This is a genomic window from Haladaptatus sp. ZSTT2 (assembly GCF_037081775.1).
In the GTDB taxonomy this organism is placed as follows: domain Archaea; phylum Halobacteriota; class Halobacteria; order Halobacteriales; family Halococcaceae; genus QDMS2.
Genome location: NZ_JBAMHQ010000001.1, coordinates 2,484,852 through 2,509,240, shown reverse-complemented (window position 1 = coordinate 2,509,240; position 24,389 = coordinate 2,484,852). Strand labels below are relative to the sequence as shown.

The following is a 24,389-nucleotide window of genomic DNA, read 5'->3' as shown; positions in this document are numbered from 1 at the left end:
AGCGGACGCCGAGAATAGAGACGGTAAATGGAGGCTCTTGAGCGGTACGAACCGCTGATGGACGACGTGGAGGCCTATCGGGCAGCCTGTGAACGCCCGCTGCCCTCCGTCGTCAGGGTGAACACGCTGAAAGCAACGCGAGAACAGGTCTGTGCCGCCCTTGACGAAGAGGGGGTCGGCTACGAGCAACTGGCGTGGAACCCAGACCTGCTCAAACTCGAAACGAGCAGCCCGGGAAACACGTGGCCGTACTTCCACGGCTGGATTCACGGCCAAGAAGAAGTGTCTGCGCTGCCGCCGCTCGCGCTCGACCCACAACCGGGCGACCACGTCTTTGACACTTGCGCCGCGCCGGGGAGCAAGACCACGCAGATTGCCGCCCAGATGGACGACAAGGGCGTGCTCATCGCCAACGACAACAATCTCGGTCGGCTCTCTGCGCTGCGGTTCAACGCCGAGCGACTGGGCGCAACCTGCGTCGCGGTCACGAACCAGGACGCGCGCAACTTCTCGATGAAGCCGTTCGACTCGCCCGACGACGGTGGCTTCGACCAGTTCGACCGCGTGCTCGTGGACGCGCCGTGTTCGTGCGAAGGCACGGTTCGAAAGAATCCTGACGTGATCGATGAGTGGACGCTCGACCACGTCGAATCGATTGCAGGTATTCAGAAAGGCATCCTCCGGCGAGCGCTCCAAATCACGCGCCCCGGCGGCACCGTCGTCTACTCGACGTGTACGTTCGCCCCCGAGGAGAACGAGGCGGTTCTCGACCACATCCTCGACAAAGAGGACTGTCGCGTCGTAGACTACGACCTCGGCCTCGAACACGTCCCCGGCATCACCGAGTGGCAGGGAGAGGAGTACGACGAGCAGGTGACCAATGCAAAGCGCGTCTATCCGCAGCACAACGACACGGGCGGCTTCTTCTGTGCGAAGTTGGAGGTGGGCCAATGAGCGACGGAAACGTGGGCCAGCAGTTCGACCGGCTCCCAGAAACCCTCGACGAACAGGAAATCGACGGTCGGGCCTCGCGCGAGCAGGTCGTGAACTTCTGGCACGACCGTTACGGCGTCCCAAAGTCCGTATTCTCCGACTTCACGCTCTGGGAGAAGGGCGCGGGGAAAATCTGGATTTTCGGCGGCGACGTGGCCGCACCAATCAGCATCGAAGGACTCGGCATGAAGCTCATGCGCACCCGCCAAGAACACTGGAAGCCAACGACGAACGGGGCACAGCGCTTCGGCCGCCACGCGACCAAGAACGTCATTCTCCTCGACGCAGACCAAGCCGAGAAATTCGCCCACGGGACGGACATCGACTACCCCGACTGGGACGGCGACTGGGGCTATCTCATCGCCGCCCACGAACTCGCGGGCGTCACCGAGCCAATCGGCGTCGGTCTCTACCTCCACGGCGAACTGCGCTCGGTCGTCCCGAAGGGACGCCAGTTCGACTGAGCTATTTGAGCTGATTTTCGAGTGTTTCGACGCGCTTCTCAAGGGCTTCGTAGCGGTCTTTCGAGACGTATTCCTCAAGTTCTAATCCCTCGACCGGCAGACCCTTGAAGTCGATTTTTGGCTGTTCGCCGAGGCTGATTTCGAGGAGTTCTTTCTTCCGGCCAAGGTCGTTGATACGTAGCGAGTTGCGGTCGCTATCGACGTAAATGACGACGCGCTCATCCGCCTGCCGACTCCGCAAATCGAGAATCGGCTGTTCTTCCGCATCGACCCAAATCCGCACGTTTTCGGGGCTCATGAACCGGGCGATGGTGTCTGCCATCCCACCGCTCATCGAGAGCCGTTTGACGCGCTTTCCCGAAGGGTTGTCAAGTGGATGTTTGCGTGTATACACGCCCCAGTGGTTGTGCTCCGCATCGGCGGCCGTCCGCGCGAGGAGCGTCCCGTTTGAACTACAGTAATCGACGAAGCACGCGTACGCGTCCGAAGAAGTGCCTGCTGCGTCGTCCAGCGAGTGGAGGCACAGCGAGTGTTGTCTGTCGGCCATACGGCTGTAGAAGCCTGACGATGGCTATTCGCTTTCGGCCGACGTGGCCTCGTCCCACTCGTAGCTCTCCGAAGTTGAGTCACCCATGACTTCGGCAAACGAGCGAGCTTTGTCCGCGACTTCGGTGAACACGACTCGGTAGCCATCCGGGTCGCGCACGGTGACTTCGCGGGTGTTCCACGGCGTGTCGGTCGGCCCGTTCTCGATGTCCACACCGTACGCTTTGGCCCGTGCAGCAACGTCATCGACCGACTCGTTTTCGACGTTGATGTAGATTGAGAGGCCGCTTCCCCGCGACGCGGGAAGTTCCTCGCCAACGCGCATCTCGTCTGCGACGAGCATGATGTCAGCGTATTTGCGATAGCGGACGTGGCTCATCACCGGCATTCCGTAGATGGTGGTGAAGCCGAGGGCGTCGTACCACGCCAGCGAACCTTCGATGTCGGAGACGGCAAGTTGGCAAAACAGCGGCATCGGATACGCCTCAGTGTCGGTCGGAGCCATGCGGAGTGTACGGCAGAACGTAGAATAATTATTGACCACGCTCGCTCATTACCGGATGAGTGGAACTCCGTACGATCGTCTATAGCAGGGATACGTAGTAGCCAGTCCAGCGTTCGAGTGTTTGAGACCAATTTGAGCGGGTGAGAGCGAGAAAGCGTAATAGCGAACGCTCCGTACTTCCTCTCATGGGTCGCGACCTCGACGATGTTGATCGAAGTATTCTCTATATGTTACAACGAGACGCTCGGAATACGACTGCCCAACAGATAGCCGATAGGGCTGGCGTTTCAGCGAGCACAGTTCGCAATCGCATCGACCAACTCGAAGCAGACGGCATCATCAAAGGATACCATCCAGAGATTGACTACGAAGCGGCAAACCTCCCGTTACAGGTGACGTTTATCGTGAGCGTACCGCCGACGGTACTGGAGGAATATTCGACGAAATTGCGAGGGATTCAAGGCGTTATCGACGTTCGTGAGATGCTCACGGGTCGTCGGAATCTCCACGTTGACGTGGTTGGAACGAGTTCGGGAGATCTGACAAGGATTACTGATTCCATCCACAACATCGGTGGCGAAATCGAGAGCTCGGAAGTGATGAGAAAACGCCACGTTCAGCCGTTTAACCATTTCTTCTTGCAAGGAACCGAACAGAGCAACGCGCACGCTGAAAATACCTCAGTCACTGAGTCTGATAAGTGACTGATCCGAGACGATGATTCGGAATCCGCAAAATAATCGCTTCAAATGCAGATAACACACACAATTGTTTGCGAAAACAGCAATTTAAGGGAGTTCTCTCTGTTGAATCCAGCATAGTGAATATAAAGTGTACGATGGGTTTATCGTCGGATGGAGTATTTTAGTATATGGGAGAGCGCAAGGAAAATCAGAATCCCCCACCCCCCTCTTTCCCGTTCTAGACCTCTCCCATTTCCTCCCCAAAAGAGACTGCTTGTACGTTATTTCTCACGAATCGTCCCGCCGCTCAGTCCTTCCCACGCCACCCGGAACCCCAATCTGGAGAGCGCCGCACTCACGTCATCCACCTCGTACCTCGAAAACATAGTTTCGGCTTCACTCAGCGACATTCCAGCGTGGAGTTCACTCCGTAGTGAATCGAGAATGTGCGGACGGACGAGCGTCCGCCCCACACGTTCGTGGTCAGGAAACATCTTGTCAGAGAGCACCGATTCGCTCACGCCAAGGTCATGGGCGAGCGTTTCGAGGGTAATCACAGCTTCGTCGGGCGAGAGTTCTACTGGGAGGTCTGCGGCGCTCTGTTCGACCAACTCCTGTTCGTACTCACGGAGCACGTCCACCACGTCTTTGACGCGGACGGAGCCGGTGTAGGGAATCGCGCGGTGGTCGCGGGCGGCGATTTCTTCGCCGACGCCGAGGGTGCTATCGACGGCGACGAGGAGTTCGACGTCTTCGACCACGTCCATCTGCCCGAGTTTCTTTGCGACGTATTCGGGCGTCCAGAAGCCCATGATTTCGAAATAGATGCGAAACGGCGCGTGCTTCCAGTCGAAGGCGAAATCCGGAATCATCACGCTCGCGCCCGCTTCGAGTGGTTCGGGTTCGCGCACGAGGTTCCAATCGAGGTCGAGGGCGGTAAAACGCGCCGCGAACTCGGCTTCGACGCCGCTGTCGAACGTCACGTCGGTGACCGGCTCCGTGCCGGGGACGGACACGTCGTCCTGCGTGAGGGTCAACAGGCGTTCTGTTCCGCGGTCGTCGATGGTGGCTTCGATGCGCCACTCGGGAGCCTTTGCGACCGACCTGAGCAGGCGGGCAAAGCGCGTGCCGTAGCGCCGACTCGTCTGGAACAGGCCGGTCGGGCCGGTGACGACCACCTCACGGCTCGCATCCGTCTTGCGAATCTCGTACATCAGCCGGAGGCGCTTGACGGCGGAGATCAGCGCCTTCGGGTCGCTGCTTCGGATTCTGAGTTCCGTCGCGTCGAACAGAGCGGTTTGGGCGAGCGAGAGATTGTACTGCGCAAGTAGTTCGTCGGGAGTCCAGCGAACAGACAGCGAGGTGAGCACCTGTCGTTCTTCGAGGTCTGCGTAGAGCGATTGGGAGACGGTTTCCGTGGTGGTGGCCAGCGACTGAGCAGCTTGTTCGAGAGCTTCTGCGCGTTCTGCTTCCGTCACTACGCCGACGGCTTCTGCGGCGGCGAACACGCTTGCCCGAGTGCGCTCCGGCGGGAGCGGCGCGTCCGTCTCGAATACGGCCTCGCGTTCAACCAGTTTGGCAAGCCCGCGAACGAGTTTGAAGTCGGCATCGGCTTCGAGGCGAGTGAGTGCCTCCTCTAAGCGGGCGCGAGTCTCGCCGACGTGGCCTTGATAGGTTCCGATGACGCGCGCGGCGAGTGGGCGCTCTTCGCGACTGGCAAACTGTGGCGTGTAACCACCGCCCGCCCGCGACACCCGGAGGAGGTCTTTCGTGAGCACACGTAAGATTGGGTGCGGGTTACACAAAAATCGTCTGACAATGGCCCCAACGTTCTTACAAGAGAATGGATACGTGATAGATATGGAACGTCGGACTTTCCTTCGTACTGTTGGCGCGACAACGACAGTCGCGTCTCTGAGTTTTGCCGCAGGATGCTCTTCTTCCAATGGTGGGGATGATACCGAAACCAGTTCAACTGGTGGGGGCTCTGGAGACACAACTACGACTGTCGACTACCCGAACGATTGGACAGGAGACGTACAGAGCATCGACGACGGCGAAGAACGCGAGGGGCCAACGCCAATCGAAGTGGAAGCGTTCGATTTCAAAGCAGACGACGCTGGCAACCTCGTGATTACTGGCACCGCGAAAAACGTGACCGAAAAGCAGGCCAAACAGGCGCTCGTCATCCACATCAGCGTTGGCGAAGACAGCTACCAAGCGGGCAAAATGTTCGACCTCGGTCCCGGCGAAACCGCGTCGTTCGAAGTACCCTTCCCCGTCACCATGGAAGCGTTCGACGCCAAAGGCAGTCTCGTGATTAAATTCCCAAAATAAGCTATCGCCGTCTGTTTGCGACCCCTTCTTCGGCCGTCTCCTTGCTCACGAGTTCGTACAACACCGCCCGACCACCGTCGGCCTTCGGCCGGAGGATTCGCCCGAGGCGCTGGGTGAACTCGCGCTCGCTCCCGCTTCCCGAAAGGACGACGGCGACGTTCGCGTCTGGTACGTCCACGCCTTCGTCGAGCACGTTCGCGGTGACGACCCGCGAGAACTCGCCGCTTCGGAATTTTCGGAGAACATCGCGGCGCTCTTTTGTTCCCGTCCGGTGGGTAATCGCTGGGATGAGAAACCGCTCTGAGATGCGGTAGACGAGGGCGTTGTGCGCGGTGAAGACAATGATGCGGTCGCCGCGATGGCGGTTGAGAATGGTCGCGAGGGAGTCGAGTTTCGCCTGTGAGTTCATCATCACCTCACGGGCGCGTTGTTTGGCGAGCAGGGCTTCGCGGGCGCGGGGGTCGGTGCCAGAGCGCATCACAAGTTTCTGGTAGTCGCTCCCGCTTCTGAGGTGGATGTTCGAGGCGGCGAGGTAGTCGGTGAACACCGACTGGTGGCGCTCGTACTCGCGGCGTTCCTCCGGCGTCAACTCGACGGTGAGCCGTTTGATGTCGTAGTTCGCGAGGTGCTCGCCCGCGAGGTCGTCTATCTCGATGGTGTAGCAAAGCGGGCCAACGAGCGTCTCGATCACCTCGTGGGCGTCGTCTTCGCGCTCGAACGTCGCCGTGAGTCCGAGCCGAGCGGGCGCGGCGAGCAGGCGAGCAATCTGGCGAAACCCTTCGCCGCCGAGGTGGTGAACCTCGTCGAAGATGACGAGGCCGAAGCGGTCGCCGATGGAATCGGCTTTGAGATACGCCGAGTGATAGGTTGAGACGGTGATTGGTTCGAGCGTTTGCTCACCACCGCCGAGCTGGCCAATCGGGCAGTCGAACTCGGTTTCGAGTTCGTCGCGCCACTGGGTGAGCAGGTCGATGGTCGGAACGACAACGAGCGTCGGGGTCTGCAAGGCTTCGATTGCGCCGAGGCCGATGACGGTTTTCCCGCTTCCCGTCGGCAGTTCGAGGACGCCACGGTTGCCCGCCGCTTGCCACGCATCGAGGGCAGCCTGTTGGTAGGGTCGAAGGTCGTACGTGGAAGAAAGGGAGGGGACGGCCGCAAGCGAGAGGACGCAGTCGTCTACGTCGGCGGCTGCGGCGAGCGCGTCACGAATTTCTGGGTAGTGCATCGCCGGTGCGCGCGCCGTCTTCGAGCGAGGGTCGTACTCGACGTGCGGGAGGTCGCGGGCGGTTCGCTCTGTGAGTCCGGACACGCGAATCGTCCCGTCTTCGAAAGTGAGAGTGACCGCAGACACGGGTGAAACTCGGCGGTGGGGACACTTAACGTTCGCCACCCGTCAGTGGAATCGCACAGTTTAATACGAAAAAATGTAGTATTGCAATAAACATATATGCACGTACAGGCACTTGCCCATTTCGTGCAGCGCTCTGCTGGCCGCGCTGTTCGTGGTGTCGTCTGCTACGACGAGCACTCCTACCACGTCGTCACTCTGCGAAAAGACGTTGCACAGAAGCACGACGAAGCCTACTTCGCCCGTCTCACCAACCGGTTTCGTCGCGTCGCGCCCACCAACGCAGACGAGACGACCTTCGAGCTTGGTGAACTTGCCTCGTCGCTGCACGTCTTTGAAGACGCGCTCATCATGCACCTGCCGTGTGGAGAACACGAAGGCATCCTCATCTCGTTGGAGCAGACCGTCGGCCGCCAGCTCGTGGGCTTTTTAGGCGACTGTCGAACTGTGCTCGAAGCGGGAACTCAGGGCCACCCAGCCGAATCGCATTTCTGAATTTTTATGGCCGCTGGCGCGTCTGTGTTAGGCATGAGTGAAAATCAGGGCACAGAGGAGCCTGTGCCTGACGCAGAACCCGAGGACGCCCCAGAGGCCGTGGCAGACACCGAGGACGATGCGTTTTCTGAACTCGTTGCCCGCGTCGCGGAGACGGAGCCAGAACAACTGGCCCGCGAAATCGAGTCGCTCCGCGAGCAGGCAGCGGCTACAGAAGAACTCGAAGCAGAACGCGAGGACTTAGAAAGTCGCCTGAAGCGAAAACAAGCCGAGTTCCAGAACTACAAAAAGCGGATGAAAAAACGCCGCGAGCAGGAAAAACAGCGCGCGACCGAAGACCTAGTCGAACGCCTCATCGACGTGCGCGACAACCTCGCGCGAGCGCTCGACGAAGCCGACGAGTCTGCAGACTCGGACATCGTGAGCGGCGTCGAATCGACGCTTCGGCAGTTCGACCGCATCCTAGAAGACGAAAACGTAGTCGAGATCCGCCCAGAGCCGGGCAGCGAGGTAGACCCCCAGCGCCACGAAGTCATGTTGCGTGTCGAGAGCGACCAGCCCGCAGACACCATCGCAGAGGTGTTCCAGTCGGGCTACGAGATGGCAGACCGCGTCCTGCGCCCGGCGCAGGTGACGGTCAGCGACGCTGAGTAACCGGGCGACTGCGGCGGTTGAATTGCGGTCATCATATAAGCACAGGATGTGAGACAGACACACATTTTGAAATCGCCCGACTGAGGCGCTGTGTGGCGTGGGTGTGAGGCAACGTATCTAGCAACTTTTAACCGGACGAAGGCGATAGTGCTCACCAAGATGGCGAGCAACAAGATTCTCGGTATCGACCTTGGTACCACGAACAGCGCGTTCGCGGTCATGGAGGGCGGAGACCCCGAGATTATCGTCAACAGTGAAGGGGACCGAACCACGCCCTCGGTGGTCGCGTTCACCGACGATGGCGAACGGTTAGTCGGGAAACCGGCCAAAAACCAGGCCATCCAGAACCCAGAAAAGACCATTCAATCGATCAAGCGCCACATGGGCGATGAGTACGCCGTCGATATCGACGGCGAGGACTACACGCCCGAGCAGATTTCGGCGATGATTCTCCAGAAAATCAAGCGAGACGCCGAGGACTACCTCGGCGACGAACTGGAGAAAGCGGTCATCACCGTTCCTGCCTACTTCAACGACCGCCAGCGCCAAGCGACGAAAGACGCCGGCGAAATCGCTGGCTTCGAAGTCGAGCGCATTGTCAACGAGCCAACCGCCGCGTCGATGGCGTACGGCTTAGACGACGACTCAGACCAGACAGTCCTCGTCTTCGACCTCGGTGGCGGGACGTTCGACGTCTCTATCCTCGACCTCGGCGGCGGCGTCTACGAAGTGGTCGCCACGAACGGAGACAACGACCTCGGTGGCGACGATTGGGACCAGGCTATCATCGACTGGCTCGCAGAAGAGTTCGAAGCCGAACACGGCATCGACCTCCGCGACGACCGGCAGGCCCTCCAGCGTCTGAAGGACGCCGCAGAGGAGGCCAAAATCGAACTCTCCAGCCGCAAGCAGACGGAGATTAACCTCCCGTTCATCACGGCCACGGACGATGGCCCGGTTCATCTCGAAAAAGACCTCTCTCGTGCGAAGTTCGAGAACCTGACGAAAGACCTCATCGAGCGCACCGTCGGCCCGACGAAGCAGGCCCTCGAAGACGCGGGCTACTCCGCCTCCGACATCGACGAGGTCATCCTCGTCGGCGGCTCGACGCGCATGCCACAGGTCACCGAAAAGGTGGCAGACGTCGTTGGCCAAGAGCCAAAGAAGAACGTCAACCCGGACGAAGCCGTCGCGCTCGGCGCGGCGATTCAGGGTGGCGTTCTCTCCGGAGATGTGGACGACATCGTCCTGCTCGACGTGACGCCGCTCAGCCTCGGTATCGAGGTCAAAGGCGGCCTGTTCGAGCGCCTCATCGAGAAGAACACGACCATCCCGACCGAGGAGTCGAAGGTGTTCACCACCGCCGCGCCGAACCAGACCTCGGTGCAGGTTCGCGTGTTCCAGGGCGAACGCGAGATTGCAAACAAGAACGAACTCTTAGGCGAGTTCCAGCTAACGGGCATCCCACCCGCACCCGCCGGAACCCCACAGATCGAAGTCACGTTCAACATCGACGAAAACGGTATCGTGAACGTCGAAGCAGAGGACAAAGGCTCCGGCAACGCAGAGTCCATCACCATCGAAGGCGGTGCTGGCCTCTCCGACGATGAAATCGACCGCATGACCCAAGAGGCAGAACAGCACGCAGAAGAGGACAAAGAACGCCGTCGCCTCATCGAGGCTCGCAACGAGGCAGAAGGCTCCGTCCAGCGTGCAAAGACCCTGCTCGACGAAAACGAGGAGAACGTGGACGACGAACTCCGCGAGGAAATCGAAGCGTCAATCGAGGAAGTCGAGGCAACCCTCGAAGACGAGGACGCAGACGCGGACGAACTCGAAGCCGCGACCGAAGACCTCGCAGAGAGCCTCCAAGAGATTGGCAAGCGCATGTACCAGCAACAGCAGGCCCAGCAACAGGCCGCAGGCGGCGCTGGTATGGGCGGCATGGGTGGCATGGACGGCGACGCCGATGCCGAAACCAACGGTGGCGACGAGTACGTCGACGCCGACTTCGAAGACGTTGAAGACGACGACAAGTAGTCGTCTTCAGCCCATCAGAAATCTCCGATTTCTGAGGACGTAGACGAGAAGGACGAGAACTAACGTCGGATCCTAATTCACCGTATTTTTCGAATTTTGTCGTGTGGATGACGACCGCTTCAGCTAGGTTCGAGTTTCAGCGACTAATTTGCCTCTGTTCCCACTATCGTCACACATCCCGCAGGTGCACGCAAAAAGTAGTACACGTCGTGTGCGAGTTCAGGGCAGACTCGCAATGAGGTCGCGGTAGTCTGCCTCCGGCCACGCCTTCATTGTGTGGGGACTGACTGACCCACCCTGACTGATTCGAAGCAGTACTTTCGCCGCTGCGTCGTCGTCTGGGAATTCGGCGATGGTCACGATGTCGTACGCCCCCATCGTGAGATAGAACGCCGTCAATTCACCGCCGACTGACGAAATGAGGTCAGTGGCCGCATCCAGTCGGTCGGGGCTGTCATCGATGTTTTCGATGCCTTTCTGGGTGTACTTCCAGAGTGTGATGTACGTTGGCATAGTCTTCGGTTTCAATAGCGTCCCTGTGGCATCTCGGCGGACCCCCACCTGCATGCAAAATGAACGCCAGTTACTAGTTGGCGAGAATATGTGTTAACTGTTGACACATACGTCAGAAAGGCCGTTTGTCACGTTTATCAGCCCGATGCCCACGGCGAGGCAATGGTCTCAGGAGGAAACCGAGTCTCTCCTGTGGTTCGGGCTATGATTAAAACTCCTCGTCACGCGATCCGTACCTGTTTTCGGACACGTCATCAGCGAAGAAGCCGAACGTCTCGTCGTCACGCAAGAGGTAGTCATTTTCGAGCATTTCAGTGACGACCCTGCCGAGGGAGTCGAGTTCTAACTCGATATCGTCTACGATTTCTGCGTCGAGTTGGTCGCGAGCAGTCTGTGGGAGCGTTGGCGACCGGTAGCCCACTTCGTCCGTTTCCGCATCCCAGTAGAAGTCGAAGTCGTCTACGAGGTTGTACTCGACGACGACGGCGAAGTTGTCTTCGGACATTCCAGTATGAGCCGCCCATTCGTCGAATGCGTCTTCCCACGCACCACTCGCAAGGATGGTCGCGAGTTCTTCCCGGCGATAGTCGTCTTCCGGGTTTTCGACTGGGTTGTCAATCGCCTCGTACGCACCCCGTGACTGTGGGCCTGAGAGTGATGGTGGGTCTGGAATCAATACGTCAAGAGCCATGCTAGAACTTCGTCGGTTGGTGAGAAATACACACCGCCCTCGGAACGCCAGTCCGTATTATGTGTTACAGATTTTCCTGCACGTCGATGTGGTGCACCGCGTTTGGCGAGAGCAGCCGTCCTTCCGGTACTTCGACCCAGCCGTTCGCGCGGATGTGAGCCGGGCCTTCGTGGAGAATCATGGATTTTTCCTCGTCGCCGTAGATAATCACGTCGTCGTACTCGTCTTCGAAGATGTTCGCGAACTGGTCCGCGAGTGATTCTGGTGAGAGGACCATACTCCACCGTCAAACGGGGTGATAATAAGGGTGGTGTCAGATAGGGTCGAGTTTGTCTGTCCTTACGCCTCGTAAATTTTCTCGCCGCGGTGCAAGCGCGAGGCGATCGTGAACGTCTGTTCTGCCTCCCGGCGCGTCGGGAAGTGAGCGGCCATGTAGCGCGCGACGGTCATCAACGCGAGTCGTTTTTCAGACTCGGATTCTGCCACCTCGAACTGCTTGAAGCAGGCTTCTAAGTTCTGGAGCGTGTGGAAGTTCGCGTCCTCGCGGAGCAGGGCTTCGCCGAGCGTCTGCATCAGTTCGGTTGGGTCGCCGTCCGCATCGAAGTGCTCGCTCACGAGTGTTGCTGCCTTGTTCACCTCGCCTTCCTCGTCGAACACGTCCATGAGGCGGGCGCGAATCTCGGCCGGGTCGGCGTCGGACTCACCGGGTTCCGGGAGTGGTGCGGGAGGCATGTTGAGGAACCGGTCGAGATACACCGAAATCGCGCCGTCGAAGATTCCCCGATACAGTTCTGTGGCGTCGGTGCGACGGGTGGCTTGCTCCACCGCGTTCGCGTAGGTGAAGGTGTGGTGGACGGTGTTCCAGTCGGTGAACTCGTTTGCCGTGCCAAAGTGGGCGACTCGGCGCATCGCCGCGATGGAGACGGCGTGGGCGAGTTCCGTCGTGGTCGCGCCCGATTTGACGGCCTCGACGAGCGCATCGACAATCGCGTGTGGGTCGTCCGCGAGCAGGGTTTCGGTGAAATCGGCGGGTTCCTCCCACGTCTTTCCTGCGCCGGTTGCGACCATTTCATCGAGATTGTCGTATGCCTCAGAGAGCAGGCCGGCCACGTCGATTGGCTGTCGCCACGAGGAGAGTTCCTCACTGCGCGTCGCGCCCGTGAGTTCGTCTACGAGCGTCGGGAGGACGTTTGGGGCGTTCTCCCAGCCGATGTGGTCGAGCACTTCGAACGCCTTGTTCACGAAGTCAAAGGAGTGGCCCGCGTTCAGATACCGGTGGTCGGTCGCGGCGGTGTACATGATTTCTGCGACTTCCTCCGGTGAGAGCGTACCGATGGCGGTGCGGAGAGTGCGCTCTGAGGGGTCGTTGTCCCGGACTTCGATTGTCTCACGGAACCACGTCTTCAGGCGATCTTTCGACACGTCCGTGGTGGTGAACCCGGGTTGCTCGAAGCGCGGCGGCTCGCCTGCGGCGTCGTTTGCGACGTACCTGAGCCCGGTGTAGAGGGCGCGTTTCTGGTCTACGTCTGAGAGCGCGGGGAGGATGTTCGCCATCGCGGCGTGGACGGTTAGGCCACTCCCCCAGCCCGCGTCGCGGTACTTGGTGCCGAAATCGACGCCGGTTTTGATAGGAACTGCGACATCTTCACCCTCGTCTGCGAGGCCGATGACGGCTTTGGCGATGACGAGCCGTAAATTCTCTTGCAGCCCGTCTGCCAGTCGATTTCGCCAGTGGGTGGCCGGTGGGACGGTCGGTTCGGGGTCGGGGTCGATGAGGATGTCGTCACCCTCGACGCGGACGGGGAACGTTTGCACGTCGTCGGCCCACGGGTCGAAGGTGTCGCCACAGGAGAGTTCGAAGCGAGCGTGGTGCCAGTGGCAGGTGAGGACGCCTTCATCGACCGTGCCTTTCGAGAGCGGAAAACCCATGTGCGGACAGCGATTGTCCACCGCATACACCTGGTCTTCGTGGTAGAACAGCGCGACCGAGCGGCCGTGGTGTGAAACGATGGTCGTCCCGTCTGCTTTGAGGGCTGCGAGCGAGGCGACCGGGACGAAGTCGGCTTCTGTAGCCATATGCGTCAGTTGTTGTCATGCGAACATAACCGTTCGCTGAACCTGATTTTTGTAAAATTGTTGACTCGAATATGTGTCGGTGTGACCCGTTCTTTTCAAGTATTTCCGGGATTTACCACGGGTAACGAATGAGCGAGGACTTCTACGAAGTGCTCGGCGTCTCTCGTGACGCTGACGAAGATGACATCAAGAGTGCCTTCCGCAAGAAGGCCGCGAAGTATCACCCAGACGTCAGTGACGAACCCGACGCAGAAGAGAAGTTCAAGCAGGTGAAGAAAGCGAAGGAGGTTCTCTCTGACGAGGAAAAACGAAGCGCCTACGACCGGATGGGTCACGAACGCTTCGAGCAGGCAGAAAAGCGCGGCGGCTTCGACGGAGGTGCGGGCGGAGCCGGTGGCTTTGGCGGCGGTTTCGGTGGCGGAAGTGGCGGCATGGGCGGGATGAACGACATCTTCGAGCAGTTCTTCGGCGGCGGTCGGAGCCAGCGCAACGGCCCGCGACAGGGCCAGAACCTCCGCACGTCGATGACCATCACCCTCCAAGACGCCCACGACGGCCTCCAGCGCCAGTTCACGCTCACCCGACCCGAGGCGTGTGACGACTGTGGCGGCAAGGGCTACCCCGAAGACGCAGACGCAGAGACCTGCCCGCAGTGTGACGGGCGCGGCCAGACCACACACGTCCAACAGACGCCGCTCGGGCGCATCCAGCAGACTCAGACGTGTAACCACTGTGGCGGCGAAGGAACGCTCTACTCAGAGACGTGTGACACCTGCCACGGCGACGGGCGCGTGCGCCGCGAAGCAACCCTTTCGGTCGATGTCCCCGCGGGCATCCGCGACGGCCAGACTCTCCGGATGGACGGCGAGGGTGCACCCGGCGAGAAGGGTGGCCCCAACGGTGACCTCCTCATCGACATTCAAATCGAACCGCACCCGGACTTCGAACGCGACGGCGACGACCTCTACTATCGCCACCCAATCTCCTTCCCACAGGCCGTCTTTGGTGACAAGGTTGAAATCGAGACGCTGGAGGGAAGCGTCACGATGGACATCCCAAAGGGGACGCAGTCGGGCGAAACCTTCCGCCTGAAGGGCAAAGGGATGCCACGCCTCCGCCGTCGGAGCAAGGGAAGCATGTTCGTCCAAGTGCAGGTCGTCACGCCAGAGAAACTCAACAAAGAGCAAAAGAAGGCACTCAAGGAGTTCGCCGAAGCAGGCGGCGAGGAAGTCGAAGTCAGCGAAGGCTTCTTCGAGAAGTTGAAAAACAGTTTCTAAGCAGCGACTCGGTTTTCCACGCCGTTATCGCCCGAGCGTCCGTCGCATTATTCTCGTATAGTAATCGACTAGAAGATACTCAGTCGACTTGCACGTCTGCTAACTCAATCACGCGCGACTCGGGAGCGTCACCGTCTGCGACCGCAACCGTCCCCTCCCCATCCTCGCCGGGGAACACAATCGTCCCACCGACCACGAGCGGTGCGAGAATCCCGGCGACCACCGTTCCGGGTTCGGTGAGCGGCGTGCGAATGATGACTTCGTCCTCGTCGGTGATGTCGTATTCCTCAATCACTCGCTCAGCCGCTGCAAGCAACTGTCCCTGCGTGTAGACCTCGACATCGGCCGCCAATACTGCGTCGTCTGATGAAATGTCGATGGGTGGAATCACCGGGTTCTCGCTCCAGACTTCCTTCTCAAAAAACATCGTGGAAGGGTCGTCGGGGCGTTCGCCGTAGGCGATTCGCTGGCCGCCCGGCGGGAGTTCGTAGTCCGCGATGGTTGTAGAAGGTGCGACGAGCGCGCGAGCGTCCACCTCTGTGTCGGGTTCGAACTCAACCACTGCGCCGAGGAGGCCAGCGCCGAGGAAGGTGAGCACCGGCTCAGGAGACTGTGAGGCGGCGAGCGCGACCTTTCTTCCCTTGGCGACGCCGACGTGGCGAAGGACGCTCCCCGACTGCCACGAGAGGGTACACAGTTGGGTGTAGGTGTACCGCCGGATGCGACTCCCGTGTGTCCGAAGGGCGGGAGCACCACTTCGGCGCTCTCTTGCCAGCAGGTCGGCGAACGTGTCCATGACTGATCGTAACGAGTCCGCGAGCAAAAATGGTGCGAGTCGGGGCCGCGAGGCTTACCGCGCGTTCTTGATGGCGTCTAAGGCGTCGGGGTTCTCGATGCTCGAGAGGTCGCCCATGGCGTCGCCGTCGTACGCCGAGGCGATAGCACGGCGGATGATTTTCCCGCTCAGCGTCTTCGGGAACTCGTTTACGAACAGAATCTCGCGCGGGCGGAACGGCTTGCCGAGTTCCTCGCCGACTTGGTTGGTGAGTTCCGCACGTAGGTCGTCCGTCTCTTCGACACCATCCTCTACGATGACGTAGGCGACGACGGCAGTGCCCGTGGTGTCGTCATCAACGCCGACGGCGGCGGCCTGATTCACGGCGTCGTGTTCGATGAGCGCACCTTCGACCTCTGCGGGACCGACCTTGCGGCCTGCGACGTTGAGCACGTCGTCAGAGCGGCCGTGAAGGAACCAGAGGCCGTCGTCGTCAATCTGCGCCCAGTCGCCGTGATTCCACATGTCGCCGAACTTAGACCAGTACTCTTCTAAGTAGTGTTCGTCGCCGTCCCAGAGACTCTTGGTCATCGACGGCACGGAGTCTGTGGCGACGAGGTAGCCGCGTTCGTGGTTCGCGGCGATGGACTCGCCCTGTTCGTTCACAATGTCGATGGCCATCCCGAGCCCAGGACCGCCGAGCGTACACGGCTTGAGCGGCTGAATCGGCATCGGCATGAGGAAACAGCCACAGATTTCGGTGCCACCAGAGATGTTGATAATCGGCGTGTCGCCACCGCCGACTTCGTTGAAGAACCACATCCACGATTCGGGGTCCCACGGTTCGCCGGTCGAACCGAGGAGGCGAAGCGACGAGAGGTCGTGGCCCTCAACCCAGTGGTCGCCTTTCTTGCGAATCGCGCGGATGGCTGTTGGCGAGATGCCGAACGTAGAGATGTTGTGGCGGTCGATCATCGACCAGAAGCGGTCTGGGTTCGGGTAGTCCGGCGCGCCTTCGTACATCACAATCGTCCCGCCGAAGGTGTGGTTCCCGATGAGCGTCCACGGCCCCATCATCCAGCCGATGTCGGACACCCAGAAGAAGCGGTCAGACGGCTTCTGGTCGAAGCCGAAGTGAATCTCCTTTGCAGTCATCGTCTGTGCGCCTGCGTGGGTGTGGACGATACCCTTTGGCATGCCCGTCGTCCCCGAAGAGTAGAGGAGCATCGACTCGTCGGCCGAATCCATGGCGACGGTGTCGAACTCGTCGTCTTGGGTCGCGACGGCGTCGTCCCACCACTCGTCGCGGGCGTCGTCCCACGGCGCTTCGCCGTCGTCGAAGCGGTTGTAGACAATCGTATGTTCGACGTGCCCGGCCTCCTCGATGGCTTCGTCTGCCTGTCCTTTCAGGCGCACCTTGCTGCCCCGACGGTAGAACCCGTCGCCCGTAAACAGGACGCGACACTCGGCGTCCTCGATGCGGGTTGCGGTGGCGTCAACGCCGAAGCCGGAGAAGATGGGAACCGCAATCGCTCCGACTTTGAAACAACCGTAGAGAATCGAGATGACTTCGGGAACCATCGGCATGTAGAGGCCCACCGTGTCGCCCTTCTCGATGCCACGGTCGCTGAGCGCGTTTGCGACCTGATTCGACTGGCGGTACAGTTCGTGGTAGGTGAGTTCCCGAACCTCGCCCGGCTCGCCTTCCCAGATGCAGGCGACCTTGTTTCGGTTCGGTGAATCGACCGCGGCGTGGCGGTCGACCGTGTTGTGCGCGATGTTGAGTTTGCCGCCCGGATACCATTTCGAGAACTGTGGCCCGTCCGTGTCGTCGCGCACCGAGTCATAGTCCTCGTAGAAGTCGATGCCCATCCACTCAACAATCTCGTCCCAGAACCACTCCACGCCCGATTCGCCATCGCCCGCATCGACGGTCGTGCGTTCGATGAGTTCGTCATAATCAGCGATGTCGTGTTCTTGCATGAACCGCCAGACGTTCGTCGATTCGACGAACTCCTGGGAGGGTTCGTACACGATGTCGTCAAAGTCCTCAAGGGATTCCATGATTAGCCTATATGGAGATATTCAAGCGAATACAAAGTAGTTGTGCCACGACATCCCAACGCAGTGTCACACGCCGGCTAATTTTTCTCGTGGACATCGAGTCGCGCCAAATCCTTTTGCTCATTGCGAGACAAGCTATTGCCATGTACGTCCGAGAAGCGAAGAACCGAGATGAGGTCTGGTTGCTCGACCACATCGAGGCGATGGGGCTCGACGGCACGGCTTTTCGCTCTCGTGATTACGTGATTGCGGTCGATGAAACCACCAACGAGCGCGCCGGGTTCGGCCGCATCCGCATCCACGTTATCGACGACGGCGAGCTGTGTGAACTCACGTCCATTGGCACCCTCCCCGACTGGCGCAGGCAGGGCGTCTCTGCCCACGTCGCCGAACGGCTGCTCACGCAAGCGACAGACAACGACTTCGACACGGTGTATGCGCTCACCGACACACCCGAATATCTCTCGCAGTTCGGCTTCGAGCCGGTTTCGACGAGCGACCTCCCCGAGAAACTCAAAGAACGTCTCGAAGAGAAACGACAGCATCAGTCACCGGACGTGATTTCCGTCGCCATCTCGCCCGAGGAGTTCGTGATGCCAGAGACGCTCCGTGAACGGTTCAAACAGGCAGCAAAAAAGCGCGAACCGGAACCAGAAGACACGCCCGAAGACTTCGGCATCGACCCGGACGACGCGACTTACAAGTACGACACCGGGCGCTGAGTCACTCCGGGCGCGACCAGTGGCTCGGGCGCTCTTCTTTCTCGCGGGTGCGGAGTTTCTGTTTCTGAATCTTCCCAGTTGGCGTGTACGGGAACTCGTCTACAAACTCCACGTACTGGGGCACTTTGAACGACGAGAGAGCTGCTTCACACGCTTCAATTATCTCCTCAGGTGTGATGTCGAAGCCCTCCTTTTTGATGACTAGCGCCTTTACGACTTCGTCGTAGAACTCGTCCGGACTCGGGATGATGGCGACTTCTTCGACGCCGTCTAACGCCTTGATGACGCCCTCGATTTCGTAGGTGGAGATGTTCTCCCCGCCGCGGCGGACGATATCTTTCTTGCGGTCTAAGAAGTAGACGAAACCGTCCTCGTCAATTTTCGCGTAGTCGCCGGTGTAGAACCACCCATCGACGACTGCTTCGTCGGTCTTGTCCGGCTGGCGGTAGTAGCTCGCGAGCATCGCCGGGCAGTTCTGGATGAGTTCTCCCTTCTCGCCGCGTGGCACCTCGTTGCCGTCGTCATCGACGACCTTGACGCGCTTTTCTGCGGGTGGGAGGCCAATGCTTCCGACGCGGCGCTTGTCTTTGTCCGTCGGATTGAGCATGAGCAACGGGTCTTCGGTGAGCGAGTAGCCCTCGACAATCTGGATGTCGAATCGCGCTTCGAACGGCTCGAACAGGTCTTTCGGCGTCCCCGCAGAGAAGACGTACTCGACCGGGTTGTCGGCGTCGTCGTCTGCCGGTGGCATGTTGTCGAGCATCTTCAGCATGCTCCCCATCGCGTTGAACTCGGTGACGCCGTGTTCGCGACACCAGTCCCACCAGTTAGACGAGGAGAATTTTTCGTAGATAACGACCTCGGCTCCGGCGGCTGCCGCACCGAGCGTCGAGTAAATCTGGGCGTTGGCGTGGAACAACGGCAGGGCCGTGAACAGCACGTCGTCGTGGGTAAAGCCCATCCGCTTCTGGAAGTCGATGGCCGAAATCGTCCAGTTGCGGTGTTCGCACTCTACGGCTTTCGGCGGTCCCGTCGTCCCCGAGGTGTACATGTGCAGGCCAATTGCCCGGTCGTCGTCGGACGGTGGCGTAACCTCAGTTGACTGGTTTTCGGCGAGGTCGGGGAGCGACTGATAGCCCTCAACGTCGTCGCATACGAGAATTTCTTCGACGCTCGTTCCACGCGCGGCTTCGACCGCCGTGTTGAGCAAGTCTGCTGAGGTCACCAGCACGACAGGTTGTGAGAGTTCGAGCGAGTGGCGGAGTGCGCTTGCCTTGTACTCCGGATTCGACGGCGCGGTGATGCTGTCGAGGTACGCGTTTGCGAACATCGTGAACAGGAACTCGGGTCGGTTCGGGAGAAAGAGCGCCACTCGGTCCCCCTGTTCGACACCCCACTCTGCGAGCGCGTTCGCGTAGCGTTTCGAGGCCGCGACGGCGGCTGCGTAGCTGTACTGCTGGTCACCAAAATTCAGAAACGTCTTCTCTGGCGTCTTCTCGACGCGCGCCTCCAGCAAGTCGTCGATTCGCATGTGTGCTGTGGTATGAAATACCAGTATAAGGGTGTTGGCAACGCGCCGTGCGTTGCCGCCGGTAGCTGTGGGTTTTAGCCGTCGAACCGAGTGACCGTCGAAATCTCTTCGGGGTCGATTTCGTCGAAGGCGTTGCGGGCGATGACGCGCTTGTGCACCTCGTCTGCCCCGTCTACGATGCGGAACTGTCGAACCTCCTCGTAGAAATCAGAGATTGGCAGGTCTTTGCCCATCCCGTTTGCGCCACAGAACTGGAGCGCCGTGTCGATGGCCTCCTGTGCGACGTTCGCGGCGAACACCTTACACATGGAGACGGGGATTCGGGCTTCGTCGCCCTCTGAAACCTGCCACGCGGCGTGGCGTACCATCGTTTTCACGGCGTGGAGTTTCGTCTCGTGTTCGGCGATGGCAAAGCGTGGGCCCTGCTTCTCTGCGACGGGGCCACCGAAGGCTTCACGCTCTGAAATGTAGGCTTTCGCCACATCAAGCGAGCGCTGGGCCATCCCTGAAAACCGCATACAGTGCGTCAGGCGGGCCGGACCGAGGCGCTGTTGGGCGTGTTTGAACCCCATGTTTTCGGTGCCGAGCAGGTTCTCTTCGGGGACGCGCACGTCGTTGAACTTGATTTCCGAGTGGATGGTTCCGATGACGCCGCCGCCGGTGTGCGGGATGTCGCGGACGACTTCCACGCCGGGCGTGTCGATTGGGACGAGAATGAGCGAGGCACCCTGGTACGGGTGGGCGTCGAAGTCGGTGCGCGCCATCACGATGAGGATGCTCGCGTCGCTGCCGTTGGTCGTCCACCACTTGTGCCCGTTTACGACCCACTCGTCGCCGTCCTTCTCGGCTTTCGTCTTCAGCATCTTCGGGTCGGAGCCACCGCCCTGAATCGGCTCGGTCATGGCGAACCCGGAGTGGATGTCTCCGGCGACGAGCGGGCGGAGCCACTTGTCTTTCTGTTCTTTGGTGCCGAGCATTTCGAAGGTGTGCATGTTGCCTTCGTCGGGGGCGTCTACGCGCATCGCGGGCGCACCGAGGATGCTGCGACCAGCCTGCTCGAACGCCGGGAGCACGTCGCGGAATTCGAGGCCCATCCCGCCGTACTCCTCTGAAATCTGTGGTGCGTACACGTCGTACTCACGAGCCTGCTCGCGCAGGTCAGCGAGGACGGAATCGGAGACCACGGTGCCCGGTTCAAGGTCACGTTCTGCTGGAATAACCACGTCGTCCATGAACTCTCGCACCCGTCCGGAGACTTCCTGTGCGAGGGCAGAGTCGTTGTACTGCATTACATTGTCAAGGGCCATCATGCCCTAAGACGTTTGGGATGAACGCAACCAGCGCGGCAAATCACCTGAATGCTAACTGCTAACTTTCTGCATATTCCTACATTGTGTATGATTTTTGACCACGAATACGAACGGGCACGATTCGTGTGGGGGCCGAACAGCGTCTCTCAACTCACCGAACGCATCGACGCAGACGCGAAGGTGATGGTCGTCTGTGGGGAACACGTCGGCGCGACAGACGCTGTCATGGAACCCGTCACCGAGGCACTTGGCGAGCACCTCGTCGCAACCTACACCGGCGCACGGCCGAACGTCCCGCACGAAACCGTCGTCGAAGGCGTCGAACGCCTGCACGACTGCGGCGCAGATGCCCTCGTCAGCATCGGCGGCGGCAGTGCGAGCGATACGGCGAAAGCCATCGCCATCTTCGCCGCAGAAGAGACGGACGACCTCAAACAACTCAAAACGAGAACGGTAGACGGGCAGGTCGAAGTGCCGGACTTGCCAGCACCAAAACTCCCCCTCTACTGCGTGGTCACGACGCTCTCTGCAGCAGAGGTGACGAACATCTGTGGGGTGTCCACTCCCGAAGAAAAGGTCGTCCTCTTAGACGAGAAGGTGCGACCGCAAGCGAGCATCTACGACCCGGCCATCGCGGAAACAACCCCCGAATCGGTCATCGGAAGCACGGGCATGAACGCGCTCGACCACGCCGTCGAAATTCTCTACTCAGAGGGCCGAAGCGACAATCCGTTCTATCAGGCGACCGCAGAGAAGGCGATTCGCCTGCTCACAGAGAACCTCCCCGGCGCGGTCGCAGGCGACCCCGAAGCCCGGGTACAGGCACAACTCGGCGCGGCGCTCTCGGGACTCGGCGTCGTCGGTGGCGTCAGCATCAACCACGGTGTGAATCACATCCTCTGTGCGCGCCACCCCGTCTCGCACGGCGACGGCAACAGCATCCTCCTCCCCCACGGCATTCGATTCACCGCACCCGCGGCCCCCGACGCCATCCGCCGTATCGGGCAGGCGATGGGCGTCGACGTGGCCGGGACGGAAGAAGAGATTCTCGACAACGTTCTCGATGCGGTCACGACGCTCCAGGAGACGCTTGGAACGCCCACCCGCCTACGCGACGTAGGCGTCGAGAAGGCCGATTTTGATGCCATCGCGGAAATCGCTGCAGCGGAGCCGTCGCTCGCCAGTCATCCGCGAGATATCACCGAAGCAGACCTCGTCGCGTTCCTCGAAGCCGCGTGGTAGTCAGTCGCGGGTCCGGATGTATTCGAGCGTCTCACAGACGAGGACGACTTTTCCCTCCTCGGTCGTCACTTCGTCGCGGAACGTGACGATGCCGCCGTCGTCGCGGTCTTCCGTGTCGATGATTTTCCGCGAGACGCTGATGGTGTCACCGATGAAGGTGGGGTGTGGAATCCGCATCTTGTCGAGCCCGTAATAACAGATGTTCGAATCCTCGTGGCGGAAGTCGCTCGTGATGAGCCCCTCCATCATCGAGTAGGTGAGCGGGGCGTGGACGGCGCGCTCGCCAAAGCGTGTTTTCTCGGCGAACGCCGCGTTCATCTGGAGTTCGTTCATGTCGCCCGTGTTGCCCGCGTGGGTGACGAGATGGCTCTCTGTGATGGTTCGTCCGCGCGTTTCGAACGTGTCGCCCACCGCCAAATCCTCGTAGAAGTACGCCGTCTGTGGCATAGATACACACGGATTCGAAGTGGCTTGTATCGTCGGGTCTGCCCTGTTCTTGCCGACATCCTGTCGCAGGCGGAATTATTTTATCCCACGTCAGAAACTGTCACGCATGAATTTAGGGCATATCCTCCGGCGGGCCGCGAGGCGCCACCCCAAACGAACGGCGCTGCTCGGGCGTGGGGCAGAAGACGGGCGAACCTACGAAGCACTCGATGAACGCGTGGACCGACTCGTCGCCGGCCTCACGGCCCTCGGCGTTTCACCCGGTGATCGTGTCGGCCTGATGGTGAAAAATCACGCCGCCTTCATCGAAACGTCGGTCGCGGCCTACCGACTCGGGGCGCTCAAAGTCCCGCTCAACACGATGCTCACGCCGGGCGACCACGACCACCTCGTATCTGACGCCGGTATCGACGTGCTCGTCGCAGAATCCCAGTTCGCCGCCCACTGCACGGAGATGGAGGCACGAGCGGGCCACTACGTAATTGTTGGCGACGAAGACGCAGCCTTCCCCGGCGAGACGCACGCCTACGAATCGCTCCTCGAATCTGACGCGGTCCCTCAGTCGGTCGGAAGCGGCGACGACCCCTGCGCGCTGATGTACACCTCCGGCACGACGGGCCTCCCGAAGGGCGTGACCCACACCCACGACACGTGGCTCTCGACTGCGCTCTCACTCAAAGCCGAACTCACACAGCAAGACGGGGACGTGACGCTCCACGCCGCACCGCTCACCCACGGCACGGGCTTTCTCGTCGAATCCACGATGCTCGTCGGCGGGACGAACATCCTCGTCGATGGCTTCGACCCCGACGAGTTCTTGGACGCGGTAGACGCCCACGGCGTCCACTCGATCTTCGTCGTCCCGACGATGATTTACAAACTGCTCGACACCTACGACGCAGACGACGGCCGCGACCTCTCCTCGCTGCGAAACCTCTACTACGCCGGTGCGCCGATGAGCGCCGCCCGCCTGCGCGAAGGCCTCGACACCTTTGGCGACGTGTTCATCCAATCCTACGGCCAGATGGAATGTCCCATGACCATCACCGTGCTCGACCACGAGACCCACCGCCGGGCGGCAGAAGAAAACGAAGAACTGCTCCAATCTGCGGGCAGCGAAGTGGACACCGCGGAAGTCAGACTCGTAGACGATAAAAACGAACCCGTCGAGCAGGGCGAACTCGGAGAAATCACCGTTCGGTCGCCACTCGCCACGCCGGGCTACTGGGAGTTACCTGATAAAACCGCAGAAACCATCGTGGACGGCTGGCTCCACACCGGCGACGTGGGACGCTTCGACGAAGACGGCTTCCTCTACATCTTAGATCGCAAGAAGGACATGATAATCACCGGCGGGATGAACGTCTACCCCCGCGAAATCGAGGAAGTGCTCGCCACCCACGAGGCCGTCTCAAACGCCGCCGTCATCGGCGTCCCCGACGACTACTGGGGCGAGAAGGTGGTCGCCATCGTCGAACCGCGCCCGGACGCGGAGATTGCTGAAGCAACCCTCCGGGAAGAACTCGAAGCGACCTGCGATACGGAATTGGCCGCGTACAAGAAACCGAAAGAAATCGACATCGTCACCGAACTGCCGCGCAGTTCGTATGGGAAAGTTCGGAAAACCGACCTACGAGACGAGTACTGGGACGGCGCGGAGCGAAATGTGAACTGAC

The 24,389-nt window shown here is 60.2% G+C and carries 24 protein-coding genes; 11 read left to right on the top strand and 13 right to left on the bottom strand.

Features of this window, described 5'->3' with window-relative positions; all coding sequences use genetic code 11:
• The first annotated feature begins 27 nt into the window (after positions 1-27).
• Complete coding sequence (locus V5N13_RS13635; RefSeq protein WP_336361207.1) at positions 28-954, top strand: RsmB/NOP family class I SAM-dependent RNA methyltransferase; 927 nt, start codon at positions 28-30, stop codon at positions 952-954.
• Positions 951-1,457 (top strand): DUF7122 family protein, encoded by a 507-nt coding sequence (locus tag V5N13_RS13630; protein WP_332898474.1) that lies wholly within the window; start codon positions 951-953, stop codon positions 1,455-1,457. The genes V5N13_RS13635 and V5N13_RS13630 overlap by 4 nt, the downstream gene beginning before the upstream one ends.
• Before the next feature lies 1 nt (position 1,458).
• Here the strand turns inward: V5N13_RS13630 and V5N13_RS13625 are convergent, their stop codons facing one another.
• The gene (locus V5N13_RS13625; protein ID WP_336361206.1) at positions 1,459-2,004 is read right to left on the bottom strand and encodes a hypothetical protein; all 546 of its coding nucleotides are present in this window, start codon (positions 2,002-2,004) and stop codon (positions 1,459-1,461) included.
• A gap of 24 nt (positions 2,005-2,028) precedes the next feature.
• Entirely contained in the window at positions 2,029-2,508 is a 480-nt protein-coding gene (locus V5N13_RS13620; protein WP_336361205.1) for a VOC family protein, read from the bottom strand.
• A gap of 185 nt (positions 2,509-2,693) precedes the next feature.
• On the opposite strand from V5N13_RS13620, the gene V5N13_RS13615 reads away from it, so the two are divergent.
• On the top strand, positions 2,694-3,212 hold the full coding sequence (locus V5N13_RS13615) for an Lrp/AsnC family transcriptional regulator (protein ID WP_336361204.1): 519 nt from the start codon (positions 2,694-2,696) through the stop codon (positions 3,210-3,212).
• A gap of 260 nt (positions 3,213-3,472) precedes the next feature.
• On the opposite strand, the gene V5N13_RS13610 is transcribed toward V5N13_RS13615, so the two are convergent.
• Complete coding sequence (locus V5N13_RS13610; RefSeq protein ID WP_336361203.1) at positions 3,473-4,969, bottom strand: DUF790 family protein; 1,497 nt, start codon at positions 4,967-4,969, stop codon at positions 3,473-3,475.
• Between the two features lie 82 nt (positions 4,970-5,051).
• On the opposite strand from V5N13_RS13610, the gene V5N13_RS13605 reads away from it, so the two are divergent.
• Positions 5,052-5,528 (top strand): hypothetical protein, encoded by a 477-nt coding sequence (locus V5N13_RS13605; protein WP_336361202.1) that lies wholly within the window; start codon positions 5,052-5,054, stop codon positions 5,526-5,528.
• A 1-nt stretch (position 5,529) separates the two neighbouring features.
• Here V5N13_RS13605 and V5N13_RS13600 read toward each other — a convergent pair whose 3' ends face one another.
• Entirely contained in the window at positions 5,530-6,879 is a 1,350-nt protein-coding gene (locus V5N13_RS13600) for a DEAD/DEAH box helicase family protein (protein ID WP_442905079.1), read from the bottom strand.
• Positions 6,880-7,002: 123 nt separating this feature from the next.
• Between V5N13_RS13600 and V5N13_RS13595 the strand changes: the two genes are divergently transcribed.
• The 3 genes from V5N13_RS13595 to dnaK all read left to right on the top strand — a co-directional run bounded on the left by V5N13_RS13595 (position 7,003) and on the right by dnaK (position 10,065).
• The gene (locus tag V5N13_RS13595) at positions 7,003-7,371 is read left to right on the top strand and encodes a hypothetical protein (protein ID WP_336361200.1); all 369 of its coding nucleotides are present in this window, start codon (positions 7,003-7,005) and stop codon (positions 7,369-7,371) included.
• 6 nt (positions 7,372-7,377) lie between these two features.
• Positions 7,378-8,025 carry a nucleotide exchange factor GrpE gene (locus V5N13_RS13590; RefSeq protein ID WP_442905078.1) on the top strand — a complete coding sequence of 216 codons (648 nt, stop codon included), beginning with the start codon at positions 7,378-7,380 and terminating at the stop codon, positions 8,023-8,025.
• 159 nt (positions 8,026-8,184) lie between these two features.
• Entirely contained in the window at positions 8,185-10,065 is a 1,881-nt protein-coding gene (gene dnaK, locus V5N13_RS13585) for a molecular chaperone DnaK (RefSeq protein WP_336361198.1), read from the top strand.
• A 219-nt stretch (positions 10,066-10,284) separates the two neighbouring features.
• On the opposite strand, the gene V5N13_RS13580 is transcribed toward dnaK, so the two are convergent.
• The 4 genes from V5N13_RS13580 to V5N13_RS13565 all read right to left on the bottom strand — a co-directional run bounded on the left by V5N13_RS13580 (position 10,285) and on the right by V5N13_RS13565 (position 13,345).
• Complete coding sequence (locus V5N13_RS13580; RefSeq protein ID WP_336361197.1) at positions 10,285-10,578, bottom strand: GYD domain-containing protein; 294 nt, start codon at positions 10,576-10,578, stop codon at positions 10,285-10,287.
• 208 nt (positions 10,579-10,786) lie between these two features.
• A complete protein-coding gene (locus V5N13_RS13575; protein WP_336361196.1) occupies positions 10,787-11,269 on the bottom strand; it encodes a hypothetical protein in 483 nt (160 codons plus the stop codon).
• Between the two features lie 64 nt (positions 11,270-11,333).
• Positions 11,334-11,546 (bottom strand): hypothetical protein, encoded by a 213-nt coding sequence (locus V5N13_RS13570; protein WP_336361195.1) that lies wholly within the window; start codon positions 11,544-11,546, stop codon positions 11,334-11,336.
• A gap of 62 nt (positions 11,547-11,608) precedes the next feature.
• Complete coding sequence (locus V5N13_RS13565) at positions 11,609-13,345, bottom strand: Rieske (2Fe-2S) protein (protein ID WP_336361194.1); 1,737 nt, start codon at positions 13,343-13,345, stop codon at positions 11,609-11,611.
• 128 nt (positions 13,346-13,473) lie between these two features.
• Here V5N13_RS13565 and dnaJ point away from each other — a divergent pair, with 128 nt between their 5' ends.
• Entirely contained in the window at positions 13,474-14,622 is a 1,149-nt protein-coding gene (gene dnaJ, locus V5N13_RS13560) for a molecular chaperone DnaJ (protein ID WP_336361193.1), read from the top strand.
• Between the two features lie 79 nt (positions 14,623-14,701).
• On the opposite strand, the gene V5N13_RS13555 is transcribed toward dnaJ, so the two are convergent.
• The gene (locus tag V5N13_RS13555) at positions 14,702-15,418 is read right to left on the bottom strand and encodes an AMP-binding protein (protein ID WP_336361192.1); all 717 of its coding nucleotides are present in this window, start codon (positions 15,416-15,418) and stop codon (positions 14,702-14,704) included.
• A 54-nt stretch (positions 15,419-15,472) separates the two neighbouring features.
• Positions 15,473-17,461 carry an AMP-binding protein gene (locus V5N13_RS13550; protein WP_336361191.1) on the bottom strand — a complete coding sequence of 663 codons (1,989 nt, stop codon included), beginning with the start codon at positions 17,459-17,461 and terminating at the stop codon, positions 15,473-15,475.
• Between the two features lie 143 nt (positions 17,462-17,604).
• Between V5N13_RS13550 and V5N13_RS13545 the strand changes: the two genes are divergently transcribed.
• Positions 17,605-18,183: a GNAT family N-acetyltransferase gene (locus V5N13_RS13545; protein WP_336361190.1), complete on the top strand. Its 579-nt coding sequence runs from the start codon at positions 17,605-17,607 to the stop codon at positions 18,181-18,183.
• A gap of 1 nt (position 18,184) precedes the next feature.
• On the opposite strand, the gene V5N13_RS13540 is transcribed toward V5N13_RS13545, so the two are convergent.
• Together V5N13_RS13540 and V5N13_RS13535 are read right to left on the bottom strand one after the other, a co-directional pair.
• A complete protein-coding gene (locus V5N13_RS13540; protein WP_336361189.1) occupies positions 18,185-19,714 on the bottom strand; it encodes a class I adenylate-forming enzyme family protein in 1,530 nt (509 codons plus the stop codon).
• 74 nt (positions 19,715-19,788) lie between these two features.
• On the bottom strand, positions 19,789-21,003 hold the full coding sequence (locus V5N13_RS13535; RefSeq protein ID WP_336361188.1) for an acyl-CoA dehydrogenase family protein: 1,215 nt from the start codon (positions 21,001-21,003) through the stop codon (positions 19,789-19,791).
• Positions 21,004-21,111: 108 nt separating this feature from the next.
• On the opposite strand from V5N13_RS13535, the gene V5N13_RS13530 reads away from it, so the two are divergent.
• Positions 21,112-22,266 (top strand): iron-containing alcohol dehydrogenase family protein, encoded by a 1,155-nt coding sequence (locus V5N13_RS13530; protein ID WP_336361187.1) that lies wholly within the window; start codon positions 21,112-21,114, stop codon positions 22,264-22,266.
• Here the strand turns inward: V5N13_RS13530 and V5N13_RS13525 are convergent, their stop codons facing one another.
• On the bottom strand, positions 22,267-22,713 hold the full coding sequence (locus V5N13_RS13525) for a MaoC/PaaZ C-terminal domain-containing protein (RefSeq protein ID WP_336361186.1): 447 nt from the start codon (positions 22,711-22,713) through the stop codon (positions 22,267-22,269). It abuts the gene before it with no gap.
• Positions 22,714-22,819: 106 nt separating this feature from the next.
• On the opposite strand from V5N13_RS13525, the gene V5N13_RS13520 reads away from it, so the two are divergent.
• The gene (locus V5N13_RS13520) at positions 22,820-24,388 is read left to right on the top strand and encodes an acyl-CoA synthetase (protein ID WP_336361185.1); all 1,569 of its coding nucleotides are present in this window, start codon (positions 22,820-22,822) and stop codon (positions 24,386-24,388) included.
• Position 24,389 lies beyond the last annotated feature (1 nt).